This is a genomic window from Xylophilus sp. ASV27, from assembly GCF_016428875.1.
In the GTDB taxonomy this organism is placed as follows: domain Bacteria; phylum Pseudomonadota; class Gammaproteobacteria; order Burkholderiales; family Burkholderiaceae_C; genus Xylophilus.
Genome location: NZ_JAELTO010000003.1, coordinates 1 through 17,177 on the forward strand (window position 1 = coordinate 1; position 17,177 = coordinate 17,177).

At 69.4% G+C, this 17,177-nt stretch carries 17 protein-coding genes and 1 pseudogene; 10 read left to right on the forward strand and 8 right to left on the reverse strand.

All coding sequences use genetic code 11. The features are described 5' to 3' along the window. Positions 1–448 (forward strand): annotated as a pseudogene (locus tag JHD63_RS01165) (hypothetical protein); the annotation flags it as partial. A 74-nt stretch (positions 449–522) separates the two neighbouring features. Here JHD63_RS01165 and JHD63_RS01170 read toward each other — a convergent pair. From JHD63_RS01170 to JHD63_RS01195, 6 genes are all read right to left on the reverse strand, one after another. Next, positions 523–1,326, reverse strand: coding sequence for an ABC transporter permease (locus JHD63_RS01170; RefSeq protein WP_198968828.1), 804 nt, complete (start codon positions 1,324–1,326; stop codon positions 523–525). A 1-nt stretch (position 1,327) separates the two neighbouring features. Further along, the gene (locus tag JHD63_RS01175; RefSeq protein WP_233167483.1) at positions 1,328–2,101 is read right to left on the reverse strand and encodes an ABC transporter permease; all 774 of its coding nucleotides are present in this window, start codon (positions 2,099–2,101) and stop codon (positions 1,328–1,330) included. A gap of 56 nt (positions 2,102–2,157) precedes the next feature. Beyond that, positions 2,158–3,153, reverse strand: coding sequence for an ABC transporter ATP-binding protein (locus JHD63_RS01180; protein ID WP_198968830.1), 996 nt, complete (start codon positions 3,151–3,153; stop codon positions 2,158–2,160). Positions 3,154–3,526: 373 nt separating this feature from the next. Continuing rightward, positions 3,527–4,435: a hypothetical protein gene (locus JHD63_RS01185; RefSeq protein WP_198968831.1), complete on the reverse strand. Its 909-nt coding sequence runs from the start codon at positions 4,433–4,435 to the stop codon at positions 3,527–3,529. Next, positions 4,417–5,472 carry a GNAT family N-acetyltransferase gene (locus tag JHD63_RS01190; protein WP_198968832.1) on the reverse strand — a complete coding sequence of 352 codons (1,056 nt, stop codon included), beginning with the start codon at positions 5,470–5,472 and terminating at the stop codon, positions 4,417–4,419. The genes JHD63_RS01185 and JHD63_RS01190 overlap by 19 nt, the downstream gene beginning before the upstream one ends. Positions 5,473–5,620: 148 nt before the next feature. Continuing rightward, positions 5,621–6,991 (reverse strand): aspartate aminotransferase family protein, encoded by a 1,371-nt coding sequence (locus tag JHD63_RS01195; protein ID WP_198968833.1) that lies wholly within the window; start codon positions 6,989–6,991, stop codon positions 5,621–5,623. A gap of 179 nt (positions 6,992–7,170) precedes the next feature. Here JHD63_RS01195 and JHD63_RS01200 point away from each other — a divergent pair, with 179 nt between their 5' ends. The 4 genes from JHD63_RS01200 to JHD63_RS01215 all read left to right on the forward strand — a co-directional run bounded on the left by JHD63_RS01200 (position 7,171) and on the right by JHD63_RS01215 (position 10,550). Then, complete coding sequence (locus JHD63_RS01200) at positions 7,171–7,920, forward strand: GntR family transcriptional regulator (RefSeq protein WP_198968834.1); 750 nt, start codon at positions 7,171–7,173, stop codon at positions 7,918–7,920. A 29-nt stretch (positions 7,921–7,949) separates the two neighbouring features. Beyond that, positions 7,950–8,633, forward strand: coding sequence for a dienelactone hydrolase family protein (locus JHD63_RS01205; RefSeq protein ID WP_198968835.1), 684 nt, complete (start codon positions 7,950–7,952; stop codon positions 8,631–8,633). Continuing rightward, on the forward strand, positions 8,630–9,427 hold the full coding sequence (locus tag JHD63_RS01210) for an SDR family NAD(P)-dependent oxidoreductase (RefSeq protein WP_370590364.1): 798 nt from the start codon (positions 8,630–8,632) through the stop codon (positions 9,425–9,427). The genes JHD63_RS01205 and JHD63_RS01210 overlap by 4 nt, the downstream gene beginning before the upstream one ends. Positions 9,428–9,560: 133 nt before the next feature. Next, positions 9,561–10,550 carry a Bug family tripartite tricarboxylate transporter substrate binding protein gene (locus JHD63_RS01215; protein ID WP_198968836.1) on the forward strand — a complete coding sequence of 330 codons (990 nt, stop codon included), beginning with the start codon at positions 9,561–9,563 and terminating at the stop codon, positions 10,548–10,550. A 19-nt stretch (positions 10,551–10,569) separates the two neighbouring features. Here the strand turns inward: JHD63_RS01215 and JHD63_RS01220 are convergent, their stop codons facing one another. Together JHD63_RS01220 and JHD63_RS01225 are read right to left on the reverse strand one after the other, a co-directional pair. Continuing rightward, entirely contained in the window at positions 10,570–11,553 is a 984-nt protein-coding gene (locus tag JHD63_RS01220; RefSeq protein ID WP_198968837.1) for a tripartite tricarboxylate transporter substrate binding protein, read from the reverse strand. 102 nt (positions 11,554–11,655) lie between these two features. Then, on the reverse strand, positions 11,656–12,579 hold the full coding sequence (locus JHD63_RS01225; protein WP_198968838.1) for a LysR family transcriptional regulator: 924 nt from the start codon (positions 12,577–12,579) through the stop codon (positions 11,656–11,658). Positions 12,580–12,706: 127 nt separating this feature from the next. Between JHD63_RS01225 and JHD63_RS01230 the strand changes: the two genes are divergently transcribed. The 5 genes from JHD63_RS01230 to JHD63_RS01250 are packed head-to-tail and all read left to right on the forward strand — an operon-like array spanning position 12,707 to position 17,175. Then, positions 12,707–13,141 (forward strand): nuclear transport factor 2 family protein, encoded by a 435-nt coding sequence (locus tag JHD63_RS01230; protein WP_198968839.1) that lies wholly within the window; start codon positions 12,707–12,709, stop codon positions 13,139–13,141. Positions 13,142–13,166: 25 nt separating this feature from the next. Then, positions 13,167–14,087, forward strand: coding sequence for a TauD/TfdA dioxygenase family protein (locus JHD63_RS01235; protein WP_198968840.1), 921 nt, complete (start codon positions 13,167–13,169; stop codon positions 14,085–14,087). Continuing rightward, positions 14,084–15,343: an alpha-hydroxy acid oxidase gene (locus tag JHD63_RS01240; RefSeq protein ID WP_198968841.1), complete on the forward strand. Its 1,260-nt coding sequence runs from the start codon at positions 14,084–14,086 to the stop codon at positions 15,341–15,343. The genes JHD63_RS01235 and JHD63_RS01240 overlap by 4 nt, the downstream gene beginning before the upstream one ends. Before the next feature lie 36 nt (positions 15,344–15,379). Beyond that, a complete protein-coding gene (locus JHD63_RS01245; RefSeq protein ID WP_198968842.1) occupies positions 15,380–16,384 on the forward strand; it encodes a Bug family tripartite tricarboxylate transporter substrate binding protein in 1,005 nt (334 codons plus the stop codon). Continuing rightward, complete coding sequence (locus tag JHD63_RS01250; RefSeq protein ID WP_198968843.1) at positions 16,384–17,175, forward strand: fumarylacetoacetate hydrolase family protein; 792 nt, start codon at positions 16,384–16,386, stop codon at positions 17,173–17,175. The genes JHD63_RS01245 and JHD63_RS01250 overlap by 1 nt, the downstream gene beginning before the upstream one ends. The last annotated feature ends 2 nt before the right edge of the window (positions 17,176–17,177 follow it).

Genomic DNA, 17,177 nt, shown 5'->3' on the forward strand with positions numbered 1-17,177 from the left:
CCCCCCCCCCCCCCCCCCCCCCCCCCCCCCCCCCCCCCCCCCCCCCCCCCCCTTTTTAGATGTGTATAAGAGACAGCGCGCGGCGCGGCGGCGCGCGCGGCTGGCGCGCATCCCCGGCATCACGCTGCTGGCCGACAGCCCCGCCGCGCCCGGCGCCGCCGGCACCTGGCCGGTGCTGCTGCTGCTGCTGCCGGACCAGGCAAGGCGTGATGCGTTGCTGCGCGACCACTGGGGCGCCGGCCTGGGCCTGGGCCTGCCCTTCGTGCACGCCCTGCCGGACTACCCGCAGTACGCCGCCGCCGTGCCGCCCGCCGCGCCCACAGCGCTGCCCCACGCGCGCGCGCTGGCGGCGCGCCTGCTGGCGGTGAGCAACAGCCCGTGGCTGGACGAGGCCCGCTTCGAGCGGATCTGCGCCGCGCTCATCAATATTGATAGCATGAAGCCCTAGACTAGCCTACGTTTCATTATTGAAAGTATCTGAAAGCCAGATGGCCCTAGGGCTGCACGCTATCAATTTCGCCATCAGCTCCCCGTGGACGCATAGCGGCGCAGCCCGCGCCCCCACGCCCGCAACGCCACCGCCAGGAACGCGAAGCCCGCCAGCGGCGACACCAGCCCGACCCAGCCCGGCGCGCCCAGCGGGTCCGGCTTGCCCAGGATCGCCAGCGCCGGGTAATAGGCCACGCAGGCCAGCGGCACGATGAAGGTCAGCACGCGGCGGAACCACCGCGCGTACAGCGCCAGCGGGTACTGCGCCGCCTGCACGCCGCCGTAGGTGAGCACGTTGGCGATCTCCAGGCTCTCCACCGTCCAGAAGGCCAGCGTTCCCTGCAAGACCAGAATGCCGAGAAACAGCGCCACGCCGCCGGCCACGGCCAACAGCGCGATCGCCACCGCGGCCGGCGTCCAGGCGATGTGCGCCTGGTACGTGGCGAAGATCAGAACCCCCAGCCCCTGCAGCAGCCGGCCCGCGCGGCTGATCCGGAAGTCGTGCCCCATGAGTTGCAGCGCGAGCGGACGCGGGCGCAGCAGCAGGCGGTCGAAGGCGCCGGTGCGCAGGAACTCCGTGCCCAGCACGTCGAAGCCCCGGCCCAGCGCGTCGGCCAGCGCGAACATGCAGTTCACCAGCCCATAGAACAGCGCCACCTCGCCGATGCGCCAGCCCTGCACCTCGCCGAAGCGGTGGAACAGCGCCCACACCGCCACCACCTCGATGCCGGTGCCGAGCAGCTGGCCCACGGTCAGCAGCAGCGCCGAGGCCGGGTAGCGCGCCTGGGAGCCGATGGAGGCCCGCACCAGCCGCAGGAACAGCGCAAGCGAGCCCATCTCAGCCGCCCTGGATCTGCAGGCCGCGCATCGTGCGCCCCATGGCAAGACGCCCCAGCGCCACCAGCACCACGGCCCAGAAGCCCTGCAGCCCCAGCCCGCCCAGCGCCTGCCAGCCGCTCAGTTGCCCGAAGTACAGCCGCGCCGGGATGTCCATCAGCCCGGCCAGCGGCTGCAGCAGCAACGCGGTCTGCCAGCCGTCGGGCAGCAAGGCGAGCGGCAGCAGGTTGCCCGAGAACACGATGACCACCGGCGTCGCCACGGCGCTGATGCCGCGCTCGTTCAGCGCCGCCGTCGCCGCCACGTTGAGCAGCATCACCATCGCGGCCGACAGCAGCAGCGCGAGCAGCGCAGAGAGCAGGAACGCCAGCCCCGCCGCCACGCTCACCGGCGGCTGCCAGGCCCATGCGCCGAGCCCCACGAGCGGCAGCGCGAGCATCGCAAAGGCCGCCATCAGCGCCACGCGCGGCAGCACGCGCGCGGCGATCCAGCCGGCGCTGCGCGCGAACCACAGGGCGTAGGCGTCCACCGGGCGCAGCCGGTCATAGGCGACCGCGCCGGTGCGCACCGCCTGCGCCACCTCCGGGTCGCCCAGCCACGGCAGCAGCACCAGCAGCCCCTGCGCGAGCCAGGTGTAGGTGATGGCCTGCGCCAGCGACATCGGCGCGCCTGCACCCGCACCGCCATAGAAGGCCGCGAACACCATCACCTTGATGCCGCCCCACCAGCACTGCGTGGCAAAGCCCGCGAGCGCGGCGCTGCGGTACTGCAGCATCTGCAGGAAGCGCGACGTGAACGCCGCGACGTAGGGGCGCGCGCGCTCGTGCAAGCTCACCCCTCGTCGGCGCCGTGCAGGGCGTAGAAGCGGGCGATCACGGCTTCGATCGCCAGGCCTTCGAGCCGGATGTCTTGCACCGCATGCGCGCCCGCGATGCGCGCGATCAGCGCGGGCGCCGTGGTCACCGCCGGGTCGAAGTCGAGCACCAGCGTCTGCCCCTCGCGCGCGTGCACCCGCGCACCGTCCACCTGCGCCGGCAGCTCCGCGCCCTGCGCGAAATCGACCACCAGCCGCCGCTCGGCCAGCACCTGCGCGCGCAGCGCCTCCACCGGGCCGTCGGCCAGCACGCGCCCATGGCCGATGATGATCACGCGCCGGGCCAGCGCCTCGATGTCGTGCATGTCATGCGTGGTCAGCAGCACCGTGGTGCCGCGCTCGCGGTTGGCGCGGCGCACGAAGTCGCGCACCGCGAGCTTGGAGGGCGCGTCGAGTCCGATGGTCGGCTCGTCGAGGAACAGGATGTCGGGCTCGTGCAGCAGCGCCGCCGCGATCTCCGCGCGCATGCGCTGGCCCAGCGACAGCTGCCGCACCGGCTGGTCCAGCACCCGCTCCAGGTGCAGCAGCGCCACCAGCTCGTCGCGCGTGCGGCGGTAGCGCTGCGCATCGACGCGGTAGATGTCGCGCAGCAGGTCGAAGCCGTCGCCCACCGGCAGGTCCCACCACAGCTGCGTGCGCTGGCCAAAAACCACGCCGATGCGCGCCACGTGGCGCTCGCGGTCGGCGAACGGGTCCTGCCCATCGACCTCCACCCGCCCGCCGTCGGGCCGCAGGATGCCCGCAAGGATCTTGATGGTGGTCGACTTGCCCGCCCCATTCGGCCCGATGAAGCCCAGCAGCTCGCCGCGCTCCAGCGCGAACGACACCCCCGCCAGCGCCTGCACCGTGCGATGCCGGCGCTGCACCAGGCCGCGCAGCGCGCCCAGCACGCCCGGATCGCGCTCGGACACGCGGTAGGTCTTGACCAGGCGGTCGGCAACGATCTGGGGCATGGAGGGGCGGGGCGGGCGGGGCGGGCGGGGCGCGCGATCCTACCTGAACTGGCGCCGGCGAATGGCGCCTGCTACATGCAGGCGGACGATCCTGTCTTGCCCCTTCTCCCGCGGGCAGAGGGTTGGGGTGAGGGCAGGCCCAGTGGTAGGGCCTCCAGCTCTTATACGGTGATTCGGAATTTCAGAAAACGCTGCCCGTCAAGGACAACATCTCCAACGAACTCGAACCCCCATCTGGACTACGTCTGGATGGTTCAGCAGCCTCATCCACTGTTGTATCGGAATATCCGAGAAGTCGTGTAGAGAGAAGTTCATGCCCTGCGCGAGCTGAATTGACAAAGAGGGAACTCGCCCATCCGCGGCGAGCCCCCCATCACCCCCGCCCCAGCCACGCCAGCAAGCGCTGGTTGAACACGCCCTGCCCCGCCTGCCAGGCGCGCAGTTGCGCCGGGGCGATCTCGGTCTGCTGACCATCGCCCGCGCTGAGCCAGCGCTTCCACGCAGTGCGGTAGCGGTAGGACGATACGTCGCCGGTGACGTCGCTGCCGGCGAGCTGGCCGCGCAGTGCGGCGATCACGGCCTCTGCATGTTCCTCGCGCAGCAGGCCCTGGTCCCAGTTGGTGCGGACCACGTCGGGGGCGAAGGCGTCCTTGTCGATGCTGAGGTAGGTGGGCTGTGGGTTGGCGGACAGTTCGGCGCACAGGGCGGCGATGAGCGCGTTTTCATCGGCGAAGCCGCGGAAGGCGCGGCCCAGGCCGAGCCAGCGCGACCAGCCGGTGTCCACGCCCACGCTCCAGTAGCTGAGCTTGCCGGCGCGCAGGGGTGCCAGGTAGTTCTCCCAGCAGTGGCTCCGGCCGATGTCGCCCGAGGTGATGCCGGCCACGTGCACATGGGCGACCTGCGGCAGCAGCGCGACCCGGCGCACCCAGGAGCCGCAGTGCACGCCGAACGGAAAGCGCATGTTGTCGGGGTGGTTGTCCAGCACGACGATGCGCAGCGGGCGCTGCGCCGCGTGGGCCTGCGCGGCGATGCAGCGCGCGATCAGCGGGCCGCTCAGGTGGTGGAAGTCGCCGCTGCCCATGAACACGGTGCCGTGCTCGCGGAACGGCGGCATGCGCTGCTCCAGCACCTGCGCGAAGGCGCGCATGCGCGGCAGGGCGCAGCCGAAGCGGATCGCCTCCTGCCAGTCGGCCAGCGCGATGCGCTGCTCGCCAGGCAACGGGCCGACGGAGTGGTCCAGATCGAGGATGGCGGGCGGCGCGCTCATGCCGCCTCGCTCCATTGCCGGTCGCTCTCGAAGCGGCCGGCGAAGCGGCGGCCCAGGGCGCGCAGCAGCGGGTTGCGGATGTAGACGGCGTGGCGGGTGAAGCTGAACCGCGCGCCGAGCTGGGCCTTCACCTCGGGGTCGGTCCAGCCGGCGACGTAGTGGCTGAGGCCGCGCCCGATGGCGTATTCGAGGTTGACCATCCAGCTCACGAAGTACAGGTTGGCTTCGCGCGCGGCGGGGTAGGCAAAGCCGATGTACTTGTCGATCAGCTTGCCGCCGTGCTCGAAGCACAGGTTCCAGCCGAGCAGCATGCCGTCGGCCGCGCGGCGGTACTCGAAGACGATGCCGCCGCTGCTCTCGTCGCGCAGCACGGCGGCGAAGAAATCGCGCGTGAGGCGGTCGAAGTGGACTTCGCTCTGCGCGTAGACGCCTTCGTATAGCGCAAAGAAGGCATCGACCAAGGCGTCATCGGCGAAGGCGGCGCCGGTGGGGATGCGGCGCACCTGCAGCCCGGCGCGGCTGCGCAGCTTGCGCTTGAGGTTCTTGCGCCGGCTGGTGGACAGGCGCGCGAGGTAGGCGTCGATGTCGGCGAAGTCGATCGTCACATAGGCCAGCGCCTGGCCTTCGACCAGGATGAAGCCCTGCTGCCGGCAGGCCTCGGCCAGCGCATCGGCAAAGACGTTGTCCCCGGCGGTCAGCAGCGGCGACTGCCGGGGGAGGTCCTTGATGATGCTGAGCCGATGCCCCGGCGCCAGCGCGGCGCGCACCGCGGCGGGCAGCGCGGCGGCGGGCAGTTCGGGCGGGACCAGCGCGTATTCGGACACGGTGGTGCCGACGAAGGCGGTGCGGATGCGCAGCAGGCGCGCCCAATGGCGGTGCAGCGGCAGGGCGGCGGCGCGGCGCTTCAGGTCGTCGTCGGCCGTGGTCAGCAGGTCGAAGGGCGCGGCAAATGCGGGCGCGCCGACACCGGGCAGCAGCGCAAAGCCCTGCGGCGGATGGCGCAGGAAGTGCTCGATGAGCGATGGCGGTTCGAGCTGGAAGCGAAAGGTCATCGGGCAAGAACGCCGGGCCGCGCTGGCAATTCCGAATAAAAAGTGGCCAAAGCCCAGGTTCTACCTGGGCTTCTAGCTATAATAAACATAGCAAACAACCCTGCACCGCCGCCCTCCGGCAGAAGGCGGCGGGTGCGTTCACGCCTTCTCAGGCCTTCTTGGCGCGGAGCAGCAACTGCTCCAGCAGGACCAGCGCCTCGTCGATTTCGGCATGGGTGATTTCCAGCGAGGGCGCGAAGGTGATCACGTTCTTGTAGTAGCCGCCCACGTCCAGCACCAGGCCGCGCTTCTGGCCCTTGTATTCGAGCGTGCCTTCCAGGCCCAAGTCAACCATCTTGTCGAGCAGCGCGCGGTTGGGCGTGAAGCCGTCTTCGGTGCAGATCTCGGCGCGCAGGGCCAGGCCCAGACCGTCGACGTCGCCGATTTCCTTGTGGCGCTTCTGCAGGTCCTTCAGGCCGTCGAGGAAGTAGGCGCCGCGCTCGCGCACCTGCTGGCCGAAGTCGATCTCGTGCGTCATCTTCAGCACCTCCAGGCCCAGGGCCGTGCCCAGCGGGTTGGAAGCGAAGGTGCTGTGGGTGGAGCCGGGCGGAAAGATGGTGGGGTTGATCAGTTCCTCGCGCGCCCACAGTCCGCTGAGCGCGTTCAGGCCGTTGGTCAGCGCCTTGGCGAACACCAGCACGTCGGGCTGCACGCCGAAGTTCTCGATCGACCAGAGCTTGCCGGTGCGCCAGAAGCCCATCTGGATCTCATCGACCACCAGCAGCACGCCGTGCTCGTCCAGCACCTTCTTCAGGCCCTTGAAGAAGTTGGCCGGCGGCACGACGTAGCCGCCCGTGCCCTGGATCGGCTCGACGTAGAAGGCGGCGTATTCGCACTGGTTGGTTTTGGGGTCCCAGAGGGCGTGGTATTCGTTCTCGAACTTGCGGGCGAACTCACGCACGATGGAGTCCGAATACTCCTCGGCCGTCATGCCCTGGGGGCGGCGGAACGGGTACGGGAAGGGAATGAACTGCGCGCGGTCGCCGAAGTGGCCGTAGCGGCGGCGGTAGCGGTAGCTGGAGGTGATGCTCGACGCGCCCAGCGTGCGGCCGTGGTAGCCGCCCTCGAAGGCGAACATCAGGCTCTTGCCGTTGCAGGCGTTGCGCACCACCTTCAGCGAATCCTCGATGGCCTGCGCGCCGCCCACGTTGAAGTGCACCCGGCCCGCGCGGCCCCATTTCTTCTCGGCGTCCTGCGCGATCCACTTGGCCAGCTCGATCTTGGTCGGGTGCAGGTACTGGCTGGCGATCTGGGGCAACTCCTGCAACTGCCGGATCATGACCTCTTCCAGGCGCTTGTTCTTGTAGCCGAAGTTCACGGCCGAGTACCACATCTGCAGGTCCAGATAGGGCGTGCCGGCCTCGTCGTACATGTAGCTGCCCTCGCAGCCGGCGAAGATCTTGGGCGGATTGACGTAGTGGACGGTATCGCCGAAGGAACAGTATTTCGCTTCGTCAGCCAGCAGTTGGGCATTGCTCATGAAAGGAAGACTCCAGGGTCACGGACCATGACAAAGCCATGGAGTCTGCGGCGGCAACCTTGATCGACTGTCGAGTGTTTGTGTGGGAATCGTGGAGGGCCGCACCGTGAGCGGCCCGCCCTCCAAACAAACTGCTTGCCGATTAAAAGGTTAGAACCTAATATAAAGGTACGTTACTTATGAAGCCAGAATCTTCCACGCCCGCCACCGAGGACCCGCTCTATCGCAGGGTCGGCGACGACCTCCTGCAGCGCATCCAGGCGGGTGAATTCCCTGTGGGCAGCGTCATGCCGCGCGAGCTGGACCTTGCGCGGCAGCTCGGCGTGAGCCGCGTCACGCTGCGGCAGGCGCTGCAGATCCTGGAAAAGGGCGGGGTGGTCAGCCGTGTGCGCCGGGTTGGCACCCGGGTGATCGCCGCCGCGCCGGCCGCCACCTATGTCCAGCGCATGGACGGCATCGAGGCCATCCTGCGGCTCGCGGGCCAGACCGCCATGCGCATAGACCGCATCTCCACCGAAGCGCACGCCGACTGGCCCGAGCTGCAGGACCTGCCCTGCAGCACCGGCTACTGGATGCGCATCGAAGGCGCGCGCCACATGCAGGGGCAACAGGCGCTGTCGACCTGGACCACCGTCTTCGTCGACAACCGCCACGCCGGCATCGCCCCCTTCCTGCAGGGCGAGGTCGACGCGGTCTACCCGCTGATCGAGCAGGTCTACGGACTGGCGGTGCACGGCCTGCGCCACCGCATCCGCGCCTGTGCGCTGCCCCCGGAAGCGGCGCGGGTGCTGGGCCTGCCAGCCGGCTCTCCGGCGCTCGAGGTATGCGCATGGCTGCATGCGCAGGACGGCACGCTGATCGAGTACGTGCGCTCGCTGCACGACCCCGCCGTGATCTCCATCGAACTCTTCAGCACGCGCAGCACATAGCGCGCTTTTCACCATCCCGAGGAATCTTCATGCCCAACATCACGATCGACACTCCCGACGGCTTCGCGCTGCCCGCCCTGCATCTGCCCAGCACCCAGGGCGCCGGCCGCCCGCTGGTGCTGATCCAGGAAATCTTCGGCATCAACGCCGCCATGCGCGAGGCGGCCCGGCACTGGGCCGGGCTTGGCTTCGAAGTGCTGTGCCCCGACCTCTTCGCCCGCCAGCAGGCCGGCGTGGACCTGGACCCGACGCAGCCCGAGCAGTTCCAGGCCGGCATCGACCTGATGCTGGCCATGGACCAGGACCGCGCGGTGCGCGACCTGGACGCGGCGCGCCAGTGGTTCGCCGACCGCGCGCCCGGCGCTCGCGTGGCGGCCCTGGGCTACTGCCTGGGTGGCCGGCTCGCGGTGAGGATGGCACTGGAGACTCCGGTGGCCGCCGCGGTGAGCTACTACGGCGTGGGCCTGGAGCAGTTGCTGCCGGCCGCACCGGCGGCCTCCGCGCCCTGCCTGCTGCACATCGCGGGCGAGGACGGCTTCGTCCCGCCCCCCGCGCGTGCCGCGATCCTGGCGGAGGTGGAGCGGCGGCCGGCCTTCACCGCCCATGTGTACGAAGGCTGCGACCACGCATTCGCACGCCCGCAGGGCGCGCACTATGACGCCGCGGCGGCAACGCTCGCGCAGTCCCGCACCCTGGCCTTCCTGCAGGCGTGAGCCCCACCGCCGCCGCCGGCACCATGCAGCTTCCGTCCGACATGGCGCAGTTCCAGGACAAGCGCGTAGTGGTGACCGGCGCCGCGCGCGGCATCGGCCGGGCGGTGGCCGAACGCTTCGCCCGGCTCGGCGCGCGCGTCGCGCTGCTCGACAGCGACGAGGCCGCGCTGCAGGCGCTGTGCACCGACTGGGCTGCGCACGGATGGGCCATCCGCCCGGAAACAGTGGATGTCTCCCAGGCCGACGCGCTGCAGCAGGCGGCGGACCGGCTGGCCCGCGAGGACGGCCCGTGCGACGTGCTGGTCAGCAACGCGGGCATCCTGCGGCGCGGCCGCATCGACGACGCCGACGCGCTGGCCGACTGGCGCCGCACGCTGGGCGTGAACCTGGACGGCTGCTTCTTCGCCGCACGCGCGTTCGCGGCGCAGTTGCGGCAGACCGGCGGCTGCATCGTCAACGTGGCGTCCATCCATGCGCTGGTGGCGGTGCGCAACTCGGCCGCCTACACCGCCTCGAAAGGCGGCGTGAAGCAATTGACGCAGGCACTGGCGCTGGAGCTTGGCGAGGCCGGCGTGCGGGTGAATGCCGTAGCCCCCGGCCTGACCGATACCGACATGACGCAGGGCACGCGCGAAGACCCGCAGGCGCTCGCCTCCTTCCTGCGCCGGGTCCCGCTGCAGCGCGCCACCCGGGTCGGCGACGTGGCCGACGCGGTGCAGTTCCTGGCATCGGGCATGGCAGCCTGCATCACCGGCGTGACGCTGCCGGTGGACGGCGGCTACTGCGCGACCTGAGCCACGACCGAGAGATTCCGATATCCATGGACGCCACGCCCGCCGCGCTGCATGTCCCATGGCAGGCGCCCCCGTCCACCGGCCGAGGCGCCGCGAGCCGCATTTCCTTCAACGACGCTCCCAGGAGTCCCGCATGATCCGCCGCCGCCACCTCGTCCATGCCACCGCCGCCGCCACCCTGGCGGGCGCCTTCGCCCCGCTCGCGGCCTGGAGCCAGAAGCTCGCCAGGACCAGTGTGGTCGTGGGCTTTGCTCCTGGCGGCACCACCGACGTGGTGGGCCGCCGCATCGCCGACAAGCTGGGAGCGACCGGCTTTGCCGATGCCGCCATCGTGGACAACCGCTCCGGCGCCGGTGGGCAGATCGCCTGCAGCTTCGTGAAGAATGCGCCGCCCGACGGCTCCGCGCTGCTCTGCACGCCCTACTCGTGCATGGTGATCTTTCCGTACGTCTACAAGAAGCTGCCCTACGACCCGGCGGCCGATTTCGTGCCGGTGTCCATCGCCGCCAGCACGACGCAGGCCATGGCCGTGGGCCCCATGGTGCCGCCCAGCGTGAAGACCGTGACCGACTACCTCGCCTGGGTCAAGGCCAATCCCCAGAACACCGGCTATGGCTCGCCTGCGCCCGGCTCGACCTCGCACTTCCTGGGTGCGCTGCTCGGCCTGGAAAGCGGCCTGCCGCTGGTGCAGGTGCCCTACCGCGGCGCTGCACCGGGCATCGCCGACCTGATCGCGGGCCAGATCCCGGTCATGTTCACCACCACCGGGGACCTGCTGCCCCAGCTGCGCGCCGGCAAGCTCCGGCTGCTGGCCACCTCGGGCCGCAGCCGCTCGCCCTTCGCTCCCGAGGTGCCGACGTTTGCCGAGCAGGGCTTCGGCAGGCTGCTGTCGGAGGAGTGGTTCGGCTTCTATGCGCCGGCCCACACCCCGCCGGCCGTGGTGAAGGCGGCCAACGCCGCCGTTCTGGCGGCGGTGCAGGACAAGGCGGTGGTGGACGCGCTGGCGACCATGGGCCTGACGGCCGTGGGATCGACGCCGGAGGCGATGGCCGAGTCGCAGCGGGCCGAATCCGAGCGCTGGGGCCCGCTGGTGAAGAAGATCGGCTTCACCGCCGACTCCTGAAGGCGGATGCCTGCCCGGCTCAGCCGGGTTTGGCCAGGCCCAGCTTCTCCACCAGCGCCTTCTCGCGCGTGAAGGTGTCCTGCGCAAAGCGGGCGTAGTCCTCCGACGACATGTAGTTGGGCAGCATGTCGTAGCGGTTGAGGACCTGCACGTAGGCCGGGTCTTCCATGGCGGTCTTGAAGGCCGCGTGCAGCCTCTTCACCACGTCGGGCGGCGTGCCGCGCGGCGCGCCGATGCCGAAGGGCGAGTTCTGCACCACGTCCAGCCCCAGCTCCTTGAGGGTAGGCGCATCCGGGAACTTGGCCAGCCGCTGCTCGCCCCAGGTGTTGAGCACGCGCAGCTTGCCCGCCTCAACCTGCGGCGCAAAGCCGGTGGAGTCGGCCGCTGCCATGACATGGCCGCCCACCACGGCCTGCATCAGGTCGGCGCTGCCCTTGTAGGGCACGTGGTTGAGCTGGATGCCCAGCTTCTGCGCCACCAGCTCGGTGGTCAGGTGCGGGCTGGTCATGGTGCCGGTGGACCCGTAGCTCAGCCGGCCCGGATTGGCGCGCGCGTAGGCGACGAAGTCGTTCCAGTTCCTGATCGGGCCGTCGGCCGGCACCACGATGCCGAAGGCATAGCCGGTGACGTTGATCACGTAGTGGATGTCCTTCACCGGGTCCCAGTTGATCCTGGTGGTGTAGGGCAGGCGGAACACGCCGAGCGGTATCTGCGCCAGCGTGTAGCCATCGGCCGGCGCGGTCTGCAACTGCTGCGCCGGCAGCGTGCCGCCGGCACCAGGCTTGTTCTCGACGATGACCTGCTGGCCCAGTACCCGGGAGGCGTTCTCGGCCAGCTGGCGCATGGTGATGTCGGTCGGGCCGCCGGCGGGGAAGGCGATGACCAGCCTGATCGGGCGGGTCGGGAACGCGGCGCTCGTCTGGGCCGGCGCGGCCGGGGCGATGGCCAGGGCGGCGGCGCCGAGAACGCCGGTGGCGCCCTGGAGCAACTGTCGACGGTGCATGGAGAACTCCTTGGTCGTGGCACTAGGGCGTGTCATCCTCAATTGGAGGGTGGGCGCAGCGCACCGTCATCGGGACAAACGCTCGGTCGGCCCCTGTGCGCGCTACCCAGTCATGTTGCGGCTCGGCAGTGCCCAGTCGGGCGGCTGGCGCGACCATTCCTTGAGGAACTCCAGCAGGTGGCGCACTCGGGTCGGCATGTTGCGGCGAGTGGAGAACACGACGTTGATGTCCATCGCCTCCGGCTCGCAGCCGGGCAGCAACGCTTCCAGCGTGCCGGCACGCAGTTCCTCGGACACCATGTAGTAGGGATGCAGGGAGATGCCCGCGCCCAGCAGGGCCGCCTGCTTGAGCGCATCGCCGAGGTTGGAGCGCACCGTGCCGCGCACCCGGATCTCCTGCGGCGGATCGCCCCGGAACCGCCAGACCCCGTCGCCCGACTTCACCGTATGCACCAGGCAATTGTGGCGCGCCAGATCGGCCGAGGTGGCGGGCCGGCCGCAGGTACGCAGGTACTGCGGCGCAGCGACCGCTACCTGCGGCGACCTCAGCAGCAATTGCGCGACGTAGCTGGCGTCCTGCAGTGAGGATGCGATGCGGATGGACAGGTCGAGCGCCTCGGCCACCAGATCGGATCGGCCGTCGTCGTGCACCACGGTGACCTCGATGTCGGGGTAGCGGTGCGTGAACTGCGCCATCAGGCGCATCAGGTGGTAGGCCCCGAACGAGGGCGGCGTACCAACCCGGATCGCGCCGCGCGGCAGGTGCACCGCATCGCGCACTTCGCCTTCGATGGCTTCATAGCGTTCAAGCAGCTCACGCCCGGCCTCCATCACGCGCGAGCCAGCCTCGGTCAGCGCCACCTGCCTGCTACTGCGCTTGAGCAGTTGCGCACCCATCGACGCCTCCAGCCAGGCGACGTGCTTGGTGATGGTGGCCTTGGACAGCGAGAGCTGCGTGGCGGCGCGGACGAAGCTGCCGCAGCGGACGACTTCGGTGAAGACCTGGAGGCAGCGCAGACGGTCCATGGCGGGCTTGACGTTTCCGATTTGGAAACCTCGGATTGTCGAACCCAGTGATCTAGAAGGCAATCGCGCTCTTAAACTTTTCGCCAGGCCTTTCATGCCAACCTGTGGCGGCCCAATTCACCGAACCATGCACGCCATCCCCACCTCCGTCGCCGCGCCGCTGCTGGCAGCACTGGGCCAGCAACTGCACCGCTTCTTCCGCCACCTGGACGAGCGGCGCTATGACGAGTTGCTGCAGCTCTTCACCGAGGACTGCCGCTGGCTTCGGCAGGGACAGTGGCTGCAAGGCCGGCCCGCGGTGCGCCTTGCGCTGGAGGCCCGGGCGGCGGATATGGAGACCCGGCACGTGATGAGCAACGGATACGTGGCGGCGTGCGATGGCGACAGGGCCACGCTCGAGGCCTACATGACCGCCTACCGCTACCCGTTGGGCACGGTGCTACCGCAGGCCGCAGGGCCGCTGCGCATGAACCTCGCCACCACGGTGTTCCGCCTCGACCCCGGCCACGACTGGCGTATCGCCGAGCAGCGCCTGGTGCCGGCCGTCGCCTTTTCCGCATGAACTTCCCCTGCACAGGAGCCCTTTCATGACCCTTCGCATCATTCCTTCCGGCGCCACGCTCGGCGCGTGCGTCGAAGGCCTCGACCTGGCGCAGCCCCTGTCCGACGAAGTCCTCGGCCAGTTGCTGCAAGCCCTCGGACAGTACGGCGTTCTGAGTTACCCGCGCCAGCAGTTAACGCCCGCGCAATTGCGCGACTTCTCGCAACGTTTCGGCATGCTGGAGGTCAACGTCTCCGGTGCCTATCAGGAACCCGGCCTGCCCGAGGTGATGGTGCTCTCCAACATCGTCGAGAACGGCAAGCCCATCGGGCTGTCCGACGCCGGCCAGGACTGGCATACCGACATGTCGTACAGCCGCATGATCGCCTTCACCAACGTGCTCCATGGCATACGAATTCCGCACCGCGACGGCCAGCCGCTGGGCAACACCGCGTTCTGCAACATGCACGCGGCCTACGAGGGCCTGCCGCCGCAGATGCGGCAAGAGCTGGAGGGCATGACGGTGCTGCACGACTTCGACAAGTTCTGGGAAATGATGCGCCGCGAGCGCGGCAGCACCCGTCCGCCGCTCACCGCCGCCCAGCGCGCCGCCAAGCCGCCCGTGTCGCATCCGATCTTCTTGCTGCATCCGATCACCGGGCGGCGGGTGCTCTACTGCAACCCGGGCTATGCGGTCCGCATCAACGAGATGAGTGAGCGCGAAAGCCAGCAGACGCTGGACTTCCTGTTCGCGCACCAGACCCGGCCGGAATACCGCTACGCCCACCGCTGGCAAACCGGGGACGTATTGATGTGGGACAACATGGGCACCATCCACAACGCCATTCCCGACTACCGGCCCGACGAGCCGCGCCTGATCAAGCGCTGCCAGGTGATGGCGACCCGCTTCTTCCACGACGATGGCACGCCGCGCAACGCCGCCCGCCCCGAGACCGAGACGGCGTGAAAACCGACCCGCCAGTACCGCGCGATGCAGCGGGCTGCTACTCCATCGAGGATCTGCGCCGCCTGGCGCGACGGCGGCTGCCCCGCGCGGTGTTCGACTTCTACGACGGCGGCGCCGAGGACGAAACCACGCTCGCCGAGAACCGCAGCGCCTATGAGCGCTGGCGCCTGTCGCCGCGTGTGCTGGTGGACGTGGCCGAGGCTTCGACCGACTGCACACTGCTCGGTGCTCCGGCCGGCATGCCTGCGGCCATCGCGCCCACCGGCGCCGCGGGATTCGGCTGGCGCACGGCCGACCTGGCGCTGGCGCGCGCGGCAGCGCAGCAGGGTATCCCTTACACCCTGTCGAGCAGCGCCACCACCGCCATAGAAACCATCGCGAACGAAGCCCCGGGGCGCCACTGGTTCCAGGCCTACGTGCTGCGCAACCAGGACTTCTTCTGGCAGTTGATCGCCCGTGCCCGTGCCGCCGACTACGAGGCGTTGGTCATCACCGTGGACCTTCCGGTGGGCGGCAAGCGCGAGCGCGACCTGCACAACCATTTCTCGATCCCGTTCCGATTCTCGGCACGCAATCTGCGCGACTTCGCATCCCGGCCGCGCTGGGCGCTCGAGATGCTGCTGCGCGGCATGCCGGTGATGGAGAACCTGCGCGGCCTGGAGACTACGGCTACCAGCGCCACCGGTATCGCCTCGTCGGTCGGCCGCAGTTACGACCCGGCCTTCGACTGGGCGCGCATGGCCGAGGTGCGCGGGCGTTGGCCGCGCAAGCTCATCGTCAAGGGCGTAAGCCGCGGCGACGACGCGCGCAGACTGGCTGCGATGGGTGCAGACGCCATCGTGGTGTCCAACCACGGAGGCCGCCAGCTCGACGGCGCCGTGTCCAGCCTCAGGGCTTTGCCCGAAGTCCTGGCCGCCACCGGCGGACGCATACCGGTGCTGGTCGACGGCGGCATCCGCCGCGGCGGCGACATTGCCAAGGCACTGGCCCTGGGCGCGCACGGCGTGCTGCTGGGCCGCGCCACCCTGTTCGGTGCGGTCGCCGCAGGCGATGCCGGCGCGCAGCGCGCCCTGCACATCCTGCATGACGAATTGCTGCGCACCCTGCGGCTGTGCGGCGCGGCGCGGGTGGACGCGCTCGGCGCCGACCTGCTGCGGCCATGCGACGACGGGTGCGCCTGGCCCTTGCCCACAGCGACGGCGCAGGCAAGGCCGGACGCGGTCGCCGCACTCCCTGCCGCTGCTGCGCACGCCTGAGACGCCCTCCCCCACCATCCCATCGAAGGAAACACCATGACGAGACAACACCCCATCCGCCGCCGAATCCTGCGACGGGCCGCGCTCTGCGCCTCCATGCTGCTGGGCATCGCCCTGCTGCCGGCCCAAGCGCAGAGCGACTTTCCCAACAAGCCGATCCACCTGGTCGTCGGCTACAGCGCCGGAGGACCCACAGACGTGCTGGCCCGCGTGCTGGGCCAGGAAATCGCCATCGCCCTCGGCCAGCCGGTGGTGGTGGACAACAAGCCCGGCGTCAACGGCAACATCGCCACGGAGTTCGTCCAGCGCGCCGCGCCTGACGGCTATACGCTGCTCGTCAACACGCTCTCGCACAACGTCAACCCGCTGCTGCAGCCCGAGCGCATCAAATACGACCCGATCAAGGATTTCGCGCCCATCGCCCAGGTCGCGGTGCTGCCGCAACTGATCGTGGTCGCGGACGACTCACCCTACAAGACGCTCGGCGACCTGGTGAAGAAAGCGCAGAGCAAGCCTGAGGCGGTGAGCTACGGCACCGCCGGCATCGGAGGTTCTGCGCACCTGGCCGCGGCCCTGCTGGAGCAGCGGACCAGGACCCGCATGAACCACATTCCGTTCAAGGGCAACGGGCCAGCGCTGACCGAGGTGATGTCGGGCCGCGTCGACTTCATGTTCTTCCCGATGATCGGCGTCGCCGACTACGTGACCAGCGGCCGGCTGCGCATCCTGGCGGCCACCACGGCGCAGCGACACCCCGACTACCCGAACGTTCCCACCACGGCGGAGCTCGGCTACCCCGGCTTCGAGGACTATGCGCAGCCCATCGGCTTCATCGCGCCCGCCGGCATGCCTGCGCCGATCGCCACGAAGATCGATAAGGCCATCGCCGCCGCGCTGGCCCAGCCGGGAACGCAGGCGCGGCTCAAGTCGCTGGGCGCCGACGTGAAGCACCGCGGCCCGACCGAATACCGGGAATGGCTGACCCAGGACCGCGAGCGCTGGGCGCAGCTGATCCGCAGCGCCAACATCAAGGCCGAATGATGAAATGGCTCCACTTCTCCGCACCCGGAGGTGCCGGCAGCCGCTATGGCTGGCTGGAAGACGGGCGCGTACGCGAAGTGCGCGGCACGCCCTTTGGTGAACACGCGCCGACCGGCGTGTTGCATCGCCTCGAGGACGTGCGCATCGAAGTCCCGCTGGTGCCGCGCACTTTCTATGCAGCCGGCCTCAACTATGTCAGACACATCCGCGAGTACGCTGGGCAGAGCGGTACCTCGCTCGCGATTCCGCAGCAGGCCGACATCGGCTACCGCGCAGTCAATGCGCTGGTCGCGCACGAAGAGGCCGTGGTCATTCCGTCGGATGCGCGGCAGGTCGAATACGAGGGCGAACTGGTGGTCCTCATCGGGAAGAAGGCACGCCACCTGAGCGAAGCCGAGGCGCTGGACTGCGTGCTCGGCTACACCATCGGCAACGACGTGAGCGAGCGACTCTGGCAGGCCTCAGACCGCACCTTCTGGCGCGCAAAGAACTCCGACACCTTCAAACCCATGGGTCCGTGGATCGAGACCGAATTCGACCTGGACGCCGCCGAGACCACGGTTCGGGTCAACGGAGAGGTGACGACGCATTTCCGCACCGCGGAGATGCTGTTCGGTGTGCGGACTTTCATCAGCCGCATGAGCCGCTACCTGACCTTGCACCCCGGCGATGTGGTGTGGATGGGCACCGACGGAAAGTCACCGCACCTGAAGGCCGGCGACGTGGTCGAGGTCGAAATCTCCGGCCTTGGAACACTGCGCAACCACTTCGTCGCCGAAGAGGCGGGCTGATA

Bases quoted from the DNA above. Each gene is read 5' to 3' on its own strand.
- JHD63_RS01250 (WP_198968843.1), top strand. From the start codon at position 16,384: ATGAAATGGCTCCACTTCTCCGCACCCGGAGGTGCCGGCAGCCGCTAT.
- JHD63_RS01245 (WP_198968842.1), top strand. From the start codon at position 15,380: ATGACGAGACAACACCCCATCCGCCGCCGAATCCTGCGACGGGCCGCG.
- JHD63_RS01180 (WP_198968830.1), bottom strand. From the start codon at position 3,153: ATGCCCCAGATCGTTGCCGACCGCCTGGTCAAGACCTACCGCGTGTCC.
- JHD63_RS01170 (WP_198968828.1), bottom strand. From the start codon at position 1,326: ATGGGCTCGCTTGCGCTGTTCCTGCGGCTGGTGCGGGCCTCCATCGGC.
- JHD63_RS01190 (WP_198968832.1), bottom strand. From the start codon at position 5,472: ATGACCTTTCGCTTCCAGCTCGAACCGCCATCGCTCATCGAGCACTTC.
- JHD63_RS01235 (WP_198968840.1), top strand. From the start codon at position 13,167: ATGACCCTTCGCATCATTCCTTCCGGCGCCACGCTCGGCGCGTGCGTC.
- JHD63_RS01175 (WP_233167483.1), bottom strand. From the start codon at position 2,101: ATGCTGCAGTACCGCAGCGCCGCGCTCGCGGGCTTTGCCACGCAGTGC.
- JHD63_RS01200 (WP_198968834.1), top strand. From the start codon at position 7,171: ATGAAGCCAGAATCTTCCACGCCCGCCACCGAGGACCCGCTCTATCGC.
- JHD63_RS01205 (WP_198968835.1), top strand. From the start codon at position 7,950: ATGCCCAACATCACGATCGACACTCCCGACGGCTTCGCGCTGCCCGCC.
- JHD63_RS01230 (WP_198968839.1), top strand. From the start codon at position 12,707: ATGCACGCCATCCCCACCTCCGTCGCCGCGCCGCTGCTGGCAGCACTG.
- JHD63_RS01225 (WP_198968838.1), bottom strand. From the start codon at position 12,579: ATGGACCGTCTGCGCTGCCTCCAGGTCTTCACCGAAGTCGTCCGCTGC.
- JHD63_RS01185 (WP_198968831.1), bottom strand. From the start codon at position 4,435: ATGGAGCGAGGCGGCATGAGCGCGCCGCCCGCCATCCTCGATCTGGAC.
- JHD63_RS01220 (WP_198968837.1), bottom strand. From the start codon at position 11,553: ATGCACCGTCGACAGTTGCTCCAGGGCGCCACCGGCGTTCTCGGCGCC.
- JHD63_RS01195 (WP_198968833.1), bottom strand. From the start codon at position 6,991: ATGAGCAATGCCCAACTGCTGGCTGACGAAGCGAAATACTGTTCCTTC.
- JHD63_RS01215 (WP_198968836.1), top strand. From the start codon at position 9,561: ATGATCCGCCGCCGCCACCTCGTCCATGCCACCGCCGCCGCCACCCTG.